The following is an 11,857-nucleotide window of genomic DNA, read 5'->3' as shown; positions in this document are numbered from 1 at the left end:
GCCGGGGGGCCGGTTCCTCAGAGGATGACGTGCGGCAGGAAGCGGGCGTACTCGTCGGTGACGGGGCCCGCCGACTCACGGATGCCGAGGCCCGCAGGTTCGCCGTCGACGACCCAGGCGCCGAGGACGACGTGGTTGCCGTCGAAGACGGGCAGCGGGGCGAGCTGCTGGTAGCAGCAGGGGTCGGGGCGCACCGCGGGCGCGCTGCCCGGCGGGTGGAGGGTGATGCCCTCGCCCTCGCGGCCCAGCAGGGGTTTGGCGACGTAGCCGGTGGCGGCGAGGTCGCGCGGGCCGTCGAGGTGGGCGGGGAGCAGATGGGGGTGGCCGGGGTACAGCTCCCAGAGGACGGCCAGCAGGGCCTTGTTGCTCAGGAGCATCTTCCAGGCCGGCTCGATCCACAGGGTGCTGCCGCTGCCGCCGCCGTTGTCGAGGGTGTCCAGCACGTGCCCGCCGAAGGCGTCGGTGGTGAGCCACTCCCACGGGTAGAGCTTGAAGATGCTGCGGATGAACCGGAGCCGGTTGTCCACGAAGCGGCCGGAGAGGGTGTCCCAGCCGATCTCCTCCATGGCGAGCCAGTCGGTCTCCAGGCCCGCCTGCTGCGCGGTCTCCTTCAGATAGGCGACGGTCATCAGGTCCTCGCCCAGCTCGTCGGCCGCGGAGTGCGCGAAGTGCAGCGGGCTGCCGGGCGGCAGCAGCGCGGCCTGCCGGCGCCAGGACTCCACCAGGCGTTCGTGCAGGGAGTTCCACTGGTCGGCGCCGGGGAAGCGGTCCTCCATCCAGAACCACTGCGGGGAGGCCGCCTCCACCAGCGAGGTGGGGGTGTCGGCGTTGTACTCCAGCAGCTTGGCGGGGCCCGTGCCGTCGTAGCGCAGGTCGAAACGGCCGTAGAACGAGGGGAGTTCGGCACGCCGGTGCCAGGACTCCGTGACCGCCGCGGCCACCCGCGGGTCGGTGATGCCGAGGTCGGCGAGGCGGCCGTGCGCCACCATGTGGCCGGCCGCGGCCAGGCACATGGCGTGCAGTTCGGCGACCGTCTCCTCCAGCGCCTCGATCTCGGCGAGGGAGAAGACGTAGTAGGCGCTCTCGTCCCAGTAGGGGCGCAGGCTCCCGTCCGGGTGGCGGGTGAGCGGGTAGATCAGCCCCTGCTCCTCGACGGTCCGCTGCCAGCCGGGCCGCGGGGTGGTGGTACGGCGTTCCATCCGATGCCCCGGTCAGCCGCCGGAGCCGTGGGAACCGCCGCCGAAGCCGCCGCGGTGCACTCCGTGGCCGCTGCCGTAGTGGTCCGAGGAGCTTCCGTGCCCCCCGGACGACCCGGACCCGCGGCTGGGCTTGGTGAAGGAACCGCCGTCCACCCAGGAGCCCTTCTTCTTGCCGCCGTAGTACCAGGCGCCGTCCACACCCGCCTTGACGGACTTGCAGTTCTTGTCCGAGACGACCTTGTAGCCCCTGGCGTAGTCGTAGCTGCCGCGGTCCACACAGCGCTTGTCCGGCTCGGAGGAGCAGGCGGTGAGCGCGGCGGCCAGCAGCCCCACCCCGCCGAGCACCACCGCACCGGAACGCAACCGACGCGTCGTTTCCGCCATCTTCCCTACCCCCCGTGTTCCGCGAACGCTCCGGGCCAGCCTAGAGACGGGTGTGAAGTCCGGCCAGGGCGGGGTGAGCATGTCAGGTCTCCCCTAGAGTCCCTTTGTGCTCTTTGGAATGGTGTGTGCCCTCGGGGCGGCGGTCTGCTTCGGTGCCGCGACGGTGTTGCAGGCGGTCGCGGCGCGGCAGGCGGGTCCTGGCGGGGGTGGTGAGGCGGCGCTGCTGCTGCGGGCGTTGCGGCAGTGGCGTTACCTCGCGGGGCTGGCGCTGGACGGGCTGGGCTTCCTGTTCCAGATCGCGGCGCTGCGTACGCTGCCGATCTACGCGGTCGGCGCCGCCCTCGCGGCCAGTCTCGCGGTGACGGCGGTGGTCGCGGCCCGGCTGCTGGCGGTGCGGCTCAGCGGCACGGAGTGGGGCGCGGTGGGCGTGGTGTGCGCCGGGCTCGCGATGCTGGGGCTGGCGTCCGGCCCGGAGGGCGGCGGGGGCGGCTCGGACACGCTGCGGTGGGTGATGCTCGCGGTGGCGGTGGGGCTGCTGGCGCTCGGGTTCGCGGGCGGCCGGCTGTCCGGGCCCGCGCGGGGTCCGGTGCTGGGGCTCGGGGCCGGTTTCGGGTTCGGGGTGGTGGAGGTGTCGGTCCGGCTGATCGACAGCCTCGCGCCGGGCGCCGTGCTGACCAATCCGGCGGCCTACGCGCTGCTGATCGGCGGGGGCGCCGCCTTCATGCTGCTGACCTCGGCCCTGCAACGCGGTTCGGTGACCGCGGCGACGGCCGGGATGGTGATCGGCGAGACGATCGGCCCGGCGGCGATCGGTGTCGTCTGGCTCGGCGACCGCACCCGGGAGGGCCTGGCCTGGCTCGCGGTGCTGGGCTTCGCGGTGGCGGTGGCGGGCGCGCTGGCCCTGGCCCGGTTCGGCGAGGCGCCCGCGGCACCGGCCGAGCAGGAGTGAGGGATCGGCTGCGCCCCCCGCAGCGCAACCGGTCCGCGCACCATCCTGAGCCGTCCACCCGCCCGTGACCAGGAGCTTCTTTTTCCGGAACCGGTTCTTCAGGAACGTAGACTTCCGGTATTTGCCGGGGCGGGGCGGCGAGTCGCGCGCTCACCGAGAGGGAACGAGGGATGGACAGGGAAGCCCTGCGGTCGCTGCTGCGGCACAAGCGCTCGCTGATCGACCCCACCGAACTGGGCTGGCCCCACCGCACCGGGCGCGGCCGGCGCTCCGCCGGGCTTTCGCAGGCCCAGGTGGCGCACGCGCTGTACGTCTCCGAGCGCACCTACGCCCAGCTGGAGCGGGGTGACATGCCCTCCCCCGCGCCGGAGTTCCTCGACGCCGTCGCCGGGGTGCTGCGCATGGCGGAGCCGGAACGGACCGCGCTGTACGTCTACGCGCTGGGCCACGAGCCGCCCGTCCCGATGAACCCGGAGGCCGGCACCCGGGTGGACCCGGCCTGGCCCCTGGCGGTCCGGGGCGTGTCGGGCCTGCCCTGCTACGTCAACGACGTGGCCTGGAACATCCTCGGCTGGAACGACGACTTCCTGCGCATGTTCCCCCGGCGCCGGGGCGCGGAGCCCGAGTTGCCCGAGCGGAACCTGATGCGCTGGATGCTGCTGTGCGAGGAGGCGCGCGAGCACCATCTGGTGGACTGGGAGGAGCGGTGGGCGGCGCCCGTCGCGGCCCAGTTGCGGGCGGCGGTGGCGGCCCATCCGGACAACGCCGATCTGCGGCGGCTGGACGCGGAGGTGAACGACGACCCCGTGGTGGGGCCCGTCTACCGCCGGCACGACATCACCTATGTGCAGCAGGACGGGGACACCCGGCCGGTGCGCCACGCGGGGCTCGACTCCCCGGACGCCGACCGGTGCTGCGCCGAGCACGCCCCGTCGGTGCGGGGCCTGGTGACCCTGTGCGCGGCGCAGCCGCTGGGTTCGCCGGGCGCCCGGTTCTTCTTCCTGGTGTTCCGGCCGGCCGCCGGCTGAGCCCCCCCTACGGCAGCACCCGGCACAGCGCCTCCAGCGCCGCCGCCCAGGCGCTGTCGGAGGGGGTGCCGTACCCCACGACCAGCGCGTCCAGGTGTTCGGCCGTGCTCTCGGGGTGCCGGTAGTAGGACAGGCCGTGCAGCGCGAGGCCCTGCCAGGCGGCGGCCTGGATCACGGCGGGCTCGGTGCCGGGCGGCAGCCGCAGCACCGCGTGCAGCCCGGCGGCGATCCCGGTGACCCGCACCCCGGGCGCCCGGTCGGCGACGGCGGCGGCGAGCGCGTCGCGGCGGCGCCGGTAGCGCAGCCGGGCGGAGCGGACCTGCCGGTCGTAGGCGCCCGAGGTGAGGAACTCGGCGAGGGTGAGCTGTTCCAGCACGCCCACCGTGTCGGAGTGCCCCTTGGCCGCGGTGACCTCCTCCGCCAGGTCCGGCGGCAGCACCATCCAGCCCAGCCGGATGCCGGGTGCGAGCGACTTGCTGGCGGTGCCGAGGTAGGCGACGCGGTCGGGGTCGAGGCCCTGGAGCGCGCCGACGGGCTGCCGGTCGTAGCGGAACTCGCCGTCGTAGTCGTCCTCCAGGACCAGCGCGCCGGTGCGCCGGGCCCAGTCCACGACGGCCGCCCGCCGGTCCGGGTGCAGGGGCAGTCCCATGGGGAACTGGTGGGCGGGGGTGAGGAGCACGGCGCCCTCGGTGTCCAACGGGCTTGGATCGGTGCCGAGTTCGTCGTAGGCCAGCGCGGTGGTCGCCAGGCCCGCGTTCTCCAGGAGCCCCCGGTACAGATCGAGGCCGTACGGCTCGACGGCCACCGTGCGCACCCCGCGGGCGCGCAGCACCGGTCCGAGCAGGCGCAGGGCGCCCGAGAAACCGGCGGTGATCACCGTGTTCTCCGGGTCGGCGCGCACGCCCCGGGCGCGGGCGAGGTAGCCGGCGAGGGCGGTGCGCAGTTCGGGGCGGCCGCGGGGATCGCCGTAGCCGAGCGCGTCATTGGGGGCGGCGGCCAGGGCGCGGCGGGCGGCCCTGGTCCACTCGGCGCGCGGGAACGCGGCGAGGTCGGGGGTGCCGGGGACCAGGTTGTGCAGGGGGCGGGCGGGGGCGCGGTGGTGGCGGGCGGGGCCGCTGGGCGGCACGACGGCGCGCTCGGCGACCCGGGTGCCGGAGCCCTGCCGGGCGGTCAGCCAGCCCTCGGCCACCAGGTCGGCGTAGGCCTCGGCGACGGTGTTGCGGGCGATGCCGAGGTCGGTGGCGAGGGCCCGGGAGGAGGGCAGCCGGGTGCCGGGGGCGAGCCGGCCGGTGCGCACCGCGTCGCGCAGCGCGTCGGTCAGGCCCCGGCGCAGCCCGCCCGAGCCGGCCGGTTCCAGATGGAGGTCGACGCCCAAAGTGGCCCAGGATTCCGCCATGGAAATGGACCATACTCCTGGGCTGCCCGGCTCCTACCGTGGAGGCATGAACACGGACGAGAACACCGAGTACGCGGCGGAGCACGCCCCGCGGCTGAACTGGACCGAGCACGCCCCGGACGTGTACAAGGCGATGGTCCGGCTGGACACCGCCGCCCGGCAGGGGGTGGACCCGAAGCTGCTGGAGCTGGTCAAGATCCGCGCCTCCCAGCTCAACCACTGCGCCTTCTGCCTGGACATGCACACCAAGGACGCGCTGGCGGCCGGGGAGAGCGTGGAGCGGATCGTCCAGCTCAGCGCCTGGGAGGAGTCGCGGCACTTCTACACGGAGAAGGAGCTGGCCGCGATCGAGCTGACCGAGGCGATCACGGTGCTGACCGACGGCTTCGTGCCGGACGAGGTGTACGAACGGGCCGCCAAGCAGTTCGAGGAGGCCGAGCTGACCCGGCTGATCGCCGCGATCACGGTGATCAACGCCTGGAACCGGTTCGGTGTCACCGCCCGGATGACCCCGGGCCACTACCAGCCGGGACAGCACCGGTGAGCACGTCCCCGGACAAGGCGCAGGCGTTCCGCGCGCTGCACCTGGGGCGCCCGCAGGACGATCCGCTCGTCCTGCCCGGTCCCTGGGACGCGGCCAGCGCGCGGGCCTTCGCGCAGGCCGGGTTCCCGGCGCTGGCCACGCCGAGCGCGGGGGTCGCCGCGGCGCTCGGGTACGAGGACGGGCACACCCCGGCGGACGAGATGTTCGCGGCCGTCGCCCGGATCGCGCGGGCGGTGGACGTGCCGGTCTCGGCGGACGTCGAGGGCGGCTACGGGCTCGCGCCGAAGGAGCTGGTGGAGCGGTTGCTGGAGGCGGGGGCCGTGGGCTGCAACATCGAGGACTCCGCCGCGGGGGTGCTCAAGGACCCGCGGGAACACGCCGACTACCTCGCCGAGTTCTGTGCGGCGGCGGCCGGGCGGCTCTTCCTCAACGCCCGGGTCGACACCTTCGTGCACGGCGACGGCGATCCCGGACAGGCCGTGGAGCGGGCCGCCCGGTACATCGCGGCGGGCGCCGGGTGCGTGTACCCGATCATGGCGCCGGCGGAGGCCCTGCCCGTGCTGCGGGCCGGGATCGAGGGCCCGCTGAACGTGCTGGCCCTGCTGGACGCGGACGGCCCCGGGCCCGCCGCGCTCGGCGGACTCGGGGCCACCCGGATCACGTTCGGGCCGCAGCTCCAGCGCCGGGCCACGGCGGCGGCCCGGGACCTGGCCGCCGCCCTGCGCTAGCGAGCGCTCAGGGCAGCCACTTCTTCCACACGGAGGGGTGGCTGTCCACCCACTTCTTCGCCGCCTCCTGCGGGGACAGCTTGTCCTGGGCGATCATCAGCGAGACCTCGTTCTGGTCGTCCGTGGTCCACCGGAACCGCTTCAGGAACTCGGCCGCCTTGCCGCCCGACCGGGCGAAGTCGGCGTTGAGGTACTTCTGGAGCGGGGTGCGCGGATAGGCGCAGGCGATCTTCGCCGCGTCCGCGTCGCAGCCCTTCTTGTACGGCGGCAGCTTCACCTCCGTCATCGGGACCTTCTTGAACAGCCACTGCGGCGAGTACCAGTACGTCAGGAAGGGCTTCTTCTCCTTGGCGAACTGCTTCATCTGGGTGATCTGCGCCGCCTCGGAACCGGCGAAGACCACCTGGTAGTCCAGCTTCAGGTTCTTCACCAGCGCCTTGTCGTTGGTGACGTAGGACGGGGAGCCGTCCATCAGCTGGCCCTTGCCGCCGCTCTCCGCGGTGCGGAAGAGCGAGGCGTACTTGTTCAGGTTGTGCCAGTCGGTGATGTCCGGGTGCTGCTTGACCAGGTACGTCGGCACGAACCAGCCGATGTGGCCGGTCACCCCGAGATCGCCGGCGCGCGTGATGGTCTTCTTGTCGTCGACGTAGCGCTTCTCCTGGTCCGGGTGGCCCCAGTCCTCCAGGAGGGCGTCGACCCGGCCCTGGCTCAGCGCGTCCCACGCGGGCACCTCGTCCACCTGCACGGTGTCGACGCGGTAGCCCAGCTCGTGCTCCAGCAGGTACTGGGCGACGGCCACGTTGGACTCGGCGCCCACCCAGGACTGCACGGACAGCGTGACGCTCTTGCCGCCGCCGGCGTGGGCGAACGGGCTGGCCTGCTTGGTCATGTCGGCCGCGCCGCAGCCGGTGGTCAGCCCGAGCACGGCGAGCCCGACCGGGATCGTGGTGAGCAGTCGGCGTCGCATCTCAGGCTCCCTTCCCCGCGCGGCGGTCGGTGGGCTGGGTCACCCGGTCCAGCATCAGCCCCAGGCAGACGATGGCGGCACCGGCCACCAGACCGGTCGCCAGGTCGCCCTGGGCGAGGCCGAAGGCGACGTTGTAGCCGAGGGCGCCGCCGCCGACCAGACCGCCGATGATGACGACGGCCAGGACCAGCACCACGCCCTGGTTGACGGCGAGCAGCAGCGCGCGGCGGGCGAGCGGCAGCTGCACCTGCCACAGCTGCTGCCGTCCGGTCGCGCCGAGCGAGCGCGCCGACTCCAGCGCGGCCGGGTCGACCTGGCGCAGCCCCTGCGCGGTGATCCGCACGACGGCGGGCAGCGCGTAGACGACGGCCGCGGCGACGGCGGGGGCGCGGCCGACGCCGAACAGGGCGACGACCGGGATCAGGTACACGAACTGCGGCATCGTCTGGAAGACGTCGAGCACCGGGCGCAGCGCGCGCTCGACGCGGTCGCTGCGGGCCGCGGCGATGCCGGTGGCGATACCGAGGACTAGGGTGACGGCGACGGCGGCCAGCACCTGGGAGAGGGTGTCGAGGGCCGGCTCCCACACGCCGAGCACACCGATCGCGGCCATGGCGAGCACGGCGGTCAGCGCGGTGCGCCAGGTGCCGATCAGCCAGGCCAGCGCGGCGACGACCAGCAGCACCGACCACCAGGGCAGCGATTGCAGGCCGTCGCGGACCGGGTCGAGCACCCAGGTGGTGAAGTGGCCGGCCCAGTCCGCGGTGCCGCCGACGACCGGGACCCCGGAGTAGAGGTGGGAGGTCATCCAGTCGACGGCGTGGTTGACCGGCTGGGCGATGTCCAGGCTCCAGCCGTTCGGCCAGTCGAGGGCGCCGAGCAGCCGGGCGGCGAGCGCGGCGACCACGGTGACGGCGAGGGCGTACGCCCAGCCGATGGTCCGGGGTCCCTTCCCGTCCGCGGCGCCGGCCGCGCCGGTCACCCGGTCCAGGACGACCGCGAGCAGCACGATCGGGATGCCCGCGGCCAGGGCCTGGCCCACGTCGACCGTGGACAGCGCCTGGTAGACGCGGTCGCCGAGGCCGCCGGCGCCGATGACGGAGGCGATCACGGCCATGGACAGCGCCATCATGATCGTCTGGTTGAGGCCCAGCAGGAGTTCCTTGCGGGCCAGCGGGATACGGGCGGTCAGCAGCCGCTGGCGGCGGGTCGCGCCGAGCGACTCCACGGCCTCCAGGACTTCGGGGTCGGCGCCGCGCAGGCCCAGCGCGGTGAGGCGGGCCATGGGCGGGGCGGCGTAGACCACGGTGGCGAGGACGGCCGCGGGGACGCCGATGCCGAAGACCAGGACGACGGGGAGGAGGTAGGCGAAGGCCGGGAGGACCTGCATCGTGTCCAGCACCGGGCGCAGGGCGCGGTCGAGGCGCTCGGAGAGGCCGCCGGCGAGGCCCAGCACCACGCCCACGAGCACGGAGGCGAGGACCGCGACGACCATCAGCGCGAGGGTCTGCATGGTCGGCTCCCACATGCCGAGCACGCCGCAGGCCAGGAAGGCGACGGCGGTGCCGGTGGCGAGGCGGGGACCGGCGACCCGCCAGGCGACGAGGGCGCCGAGCACGGTGACGCCCGGCCAGCCGATGGCCAGCAGGGTGACGTAGACGGCGCGGACGGAGAGGACGACCGCCTCGCTGACGTAGCCGAAGAAGTAGAGGAAGAGGGGGTGGGTGTCGCGGTTGTCGATGATCCAGTTGCTGGCGTCGGTCAGCGGCTTGGTCAGACTGACCGTGAGGTGGTGCGGCCAGGCGCGGCCGTGCAGCACCGGCAGGAGCACAGCCGTGACGAGGGCGAGCAGCAGGAGCTTGCCGACGGCTCTGTTGCGCAGCACCGCGGGGGCCTTGGTGCGCAGGACGGGGGCGGTGAGGACAGCCATCACACGGCCTCCGGGGTGGCCGGCTTCCTGGCATGCCCGTGCGCGCGGGGGGCGCCCGCGCGCGGCCGCGCGGAGGCGGCGCGGCCGGCGGGGGCCGCGGGGGCGGCCGGGTCCGCGGCCACGCCCGCCACCACGTCCAGGAGCTGTTCGTGGTCGACCACGCCCAGGCAGCGGCCCTGGTCCATGACGCGGGCGGGGCTGCCGGTGCGCGCGACGGCCTCGATGGCCTCGGAGACGGTGGTCTCCGGGGCGAGCGCCGGGCCCTCGGTGGTCTCCTCGGAGGTCGCCGGGCGCATGGCCGTGCGGCAGGTCACGACCTGCTCGCGGGGCACGTCCCGGACGAACTCGCGGACGTAGTCGTCGGCCGGGGAGCCGACGATCTCCTCGGGGGTGCCGAGCTGGACGATCCGGCCGTCGCGCATCAGGGCGATGCGGTCGCCGAGCTTGAGGGCCTCGCTGAGGTCGTGGGTGATGAAGACCATGGTGCGGCCCTCCTCGCGGTGCAGGCGGGTCACCTCGTCCTGCATGTCGCGCCGGATGAGCGGGTCCAGGGCGCTGAACGGCTCGTCGAACAGGAGGACTTCGGGGTCCACGGCGAGGGCGCGGGCGAGGCCCACGCGCTGGCGCTGGCCGCCGGACAGCTGGCCGGGGCGGCGGTGCTCCATGCCCGCGAGGCCGACCTTGGCGACGATCTCGGCGGCGCGCTCGCGGCGCTCGGACTTGCCGACGCCCTGGATCTCCAGGCCGTAGGCCACGTTGTCGAGGACCGTGCGGTGCGGGAGCAGGCCGAAGTGCTGGAAGACCATCGCCGCGCGGTGGCGGCGCAGTTCGCGCAGCCGGGCCTTGTCCATGGCGGTCACGTCCTCGCCGTCGATGGCGATGGTGCCCGAGGTCGGCTCGATCAGCCGGGTCAGGCAGCGCACGAGGGTGGACTTGCCGGAGCCGGACAGGCCCATGACCACGAAGACCTCGCCCTTGCGGACGTCGAAGGACACGTCGCGGACGGCCGCCGTGCAGCCGGTGCGGGCGCGCAGGTCGGCCGGTTCGAGGGCGGCGAGTTCGGGGTCGGCCGGGACGCGCTCGGGCTTGGTGCCGAAGACCTTCCACAGGTGGGAGACCGAGAAGACCGGCGCGTCGGTGGTGGGCGGCTTGCGGGTGGGGACGGTGGTACTCATCGGCGATCGCCTCCGATCAGGTCGACGGCCTTCTCCCCGACCATCAACACCCCGATCATCGGGTTGACGGCGAACAGGGTCGGGAAGACGGACGCGTCGGCAATGCGGATGCCGTCGAGGCCGCGGATCTTCAACTCGGGGTCGACGACGGCGAGTTCGTCGTCGACGGCGCCCATCCGGCAGGTGCCGGCGGGGTGGTAGACGGTGTGGTGCGCCTTGCGCAGCAGCTCGCTGAGCTGCTCGTCGTCGGTGACGTCGGGGCCGGGGAAGACCTCCCGCTTCAGCCAGCCGGCGAACGGCTCGGTCCTGGCTATCTCACGGGCGATCTTCACGCCGTCGACCAGGGTCCGGGCGTCGTAGCCGTCCTCGTCGGTGAAGTAGCGGAAGTCGAGGGCGGGCTTCTCCCGCGGGTCCGCGCTCTTGAGGTAGAGACGGCCGCGGGCGCGGGACTTGGGGATGTTCGGGGTCATCGACACGCCGTGCTCGGGGCGTTCGTAGCCCAGCCGCTCCGGGTTGTCGGTGAAGGGGATCTGGTAGAAGTGGAACATCAGGTCGGGGGCGCCCAGCGACTCGTCCCGGCGCACGAACAGCGCGGCGTCGGAGTCCATCGCGGAGTTCTCCGGCAGCGGCCGGTTCGTCTCCCACACGATCACCGACTCGGGGTGGTCCTGGAGGTTCTCGCCGACGCCCGGCAGGTCGTGCACCACCGGGATGCCCAGCGCTTCGAGGTCCTGCTTCGGGCCGATGCCGGACAGCAGCAGCAGCCGGGGCGTGTCGACGGCGCCGGCGCAGACCACGACCTCCTGGCGGGCGCTGATCAGCCGCTCCGCGCCGTCCTTGGTGCGCACGTGGACGCCGGTGGCGCGCTTGCCGTCCAGCTCCAGCCTGTACGCCCAGGTCTCCAGCAGCAGCGTGAGGTTGGGGCGGTCGCCGGCCTCCATGTGCGGGTGCAGGTAGGCGACGGAGGCGGAGGAGCGCTTGTTGTTCTCCGGGTGGTAGGCGAGGTCGAGGAAGCCGACCCCCTCGTAGAACGGCTTGTCGTTGAAGCCGGTCACCTCGGGGACGCCGATCGCGGTCTTCGTCGCGTCGATCCAGTCCTTGGCGATGGGGTTCTGGTCCTTCTCGGCGACGCGCACGATGTTGTTGCGCAGCCGGGCGAAGTACGCCTCCATCGGCACCGCGCCCCAGCCCTTGGCGCCGGCCTCCTCCCACTCGTCCCAGTCGGAGGGCAGCGGCTTGAAGGAGATCAGGGTGTTGTGCGAGGAGCAGCCGCCGAGCACCTTGGCGCGGCTGTGCAGGATGTGCGAATTGCCGTTTGGCTGCTCGACGGTGGTGTACTCGTAGTCCAGGTCGCCGCCGAGCAGGCCCAGCCAGCGGCGCAGGGTCAGGACGTCCTCGCGGTCGATGTCGCTGGGGCCGCCCTCGATGACGGCGACGGTGACGTCGGGGTTCTCGGTGAGGCGGGAGGCGATGACGGAGCCCGCCGTGCCGCCGCCGATGACGACGTAGTCGTAGACGTGGGGGGTTTCGGGCATGGGGGTGCTACTCCAGGGGGTG

The 11,857-nt window shown here is 73.4% G+C and carries 11 protein-coding genes; 4 read left to right on the top strand and 7 right to left on the bottom strand.

The genetic code is table 11. From position 1 onward, the window contains the following. Window positions 1–17: 17 nt before the first annotated feature. Window positions 18–1,199 (bottom strand): glutathionylspermidine synthase family protein, encoded by a 1,182-nt coding sequence (locus BLW85_RS23840; protein ID WP_070026223.1) that lies wholly within the window; start codon window positions 1,197–1,199, stop codon window positions 18–20. A gap of 12 nt (window positions 1,200–1,211) precedes the next feature. Beyond that, entirely contained in the window at window positions 1,212–1,583 is a 372-nt protein-coding gene (locus BLW85_RS23835) for a hypothetical protein (RefSeq protein ID WP_074993054.1), read from the bottom strand. Between the two features lie 118 nt (window positions 1,584–1,701). On the opposite strand from BLW85_RS23835, the gene BLW85_RS23830 reads away from it, so the two are divergent. Together BLW85_RS23830 and BLW85_RS23825 are read left to right on the top strand one after the other, a co-directional pair. Then, window positions 1,702–2,532, top strand: a complete 831-nt coding sequence (locus BLW85_RS23830; RefSeq protein ID WP_070026225.1) for a DMT family transporter — start codon at window positions 1,702–1,704, stop codon at window positions 2,530–2,532. A 170-nt stretch (window positions 2,533–2,702) separates the two neighbouring features. Beyond that, complete coding sequence (locus tag BLW85_RS23825; RefSeq protein WP_074993053.1) at window positions 2,703–3,560, top strand: helix-turn-helix domain-containing protein; 858 nt, start codon at window positions 2,703–2,705, stop codon at window positions 3,558–3,560. Between the two features lie 7 nt (window positions 3,561–3,567). Here the strand turns inward: BLW85_RS23825 and pdxR are convergent, their stop codons facing one another. Next, window positions 3,568–4,956: a MocR-like pyridoxine biosynthesis transcription factor PdxR gene (pdxR, locus tag BLW85_RS23820; RefSeq protein WP_074993052.1), complete on the bottom strand. Its 1,389-nt coding sequence runs from the start codon at window positions 4,954–4,956 to the stop codon at window positions 3,568–3,570. Window positions 4,957–5,002: 46 nt separating this feature from the next. Between pdxR and BLW85_RS23815 the strand changes: the two genes are divergently transcribed. After that, entirely contained in the window at window positions 5,003–5,500 is a 498-nt protein-coding gene (locus BLW85_RS23815) for a carboxymuconolactone decarboxylase family protein (RefSeq protein ID WP_070026228.1), read from the top strand. Further along, window positions 5,497–6,228: an isocitrate lyase/PEP mutase family protein gene (locus BLW85_RS23810; RefSeq protein WP_167381430.1), complete on the top strand. Its 732-nt coding sequence runs from the start codon at window positions 5,497–5,499 to the stop codon at window positions 6,226–6,228. The genes BLW85_RS23815 and BLW85_RS23810 overlap by 4 nt, the downstream gene beginning before the upstream one ends. A gap of 7 nt (window positions 6,229–6,235) precedes the next feature. Here BLW85_RS23810 and BLW85_RS23805 read toward each other — a convergent pair whose 3' ends face one another. Genes BLW85_RS23805 through BLW85_RS23790 form a run of 4 tightly spaced genes read right to left on the bottom strand, consistent with a single transcriptional unit; the run spans window position 6,236 to window position 11,835 of the window. After that, complete coding sequence (locus BLW85_RS23805; protein WP_070026229.1) at window positions 6,236–7,195, bottom strand: ABC transporter substrate-binding protein; 960 nt, start codon at window positions 7,193–7,195, stop codon at window positions 6,236–6,238. A 1-nt stretch (window position 7,196) separates the two neighbouring features. Then, complete coding sequence (locus tag BLW85_RS23800) at window positions 7,197–9,125, bottom strand: ABC transporter permease (RefSeq protein WP_074993051.1); 1,929 nt, start codon at window positions 9,123–9,125, stop codon at window positions 7,197–7,199. Continuing rightward, a complete protein-coding gene (locus BLW85_RS23795) occupies window positions 9,125–10,300 on the bottom strand; it encodes a quaternary amine ABC transporter ATP-binding protein (protein ID WP_074993050.1) in 1,176 nt (391 codons plus the stop codon). Before BLW85_RS23795 ends, BLW85_RS23800 begins: the two co-directional genes overlap by 1 nt. Further along, the gene (locus BLW85_RS23790; RefSeq protein WP_074993049.1) at window positions 10,297–11,835 is read right to left on the bottom strand and encodes a GMC family oxidoreductase; all 1,539 of its coding nucleotides are present in this window, start codon (window positions 11,833–11,835) and stop codon (window positions 10,297–10,299) included. The genes BLW85_RS23795 and BLW85_RS23790 overlap by 4 nt, the downstream gene beginning before the upstream one ends. Window positions 11,836–11,857: the final 22 nt, after the last annotated feature.

Source organism: Streptomyces misionensis, assembly GCF_900104815.1.
Taxonomy (GTDB): Bacteria; Actinomycetota; Actinomycetes; order Streptomycetales; family Streptomycetaceae; genus Streptomyces; species Streptomyces misionensis.
This window is presented reverse-complemented; position numbering and strand designations above follow the sequence as displayed.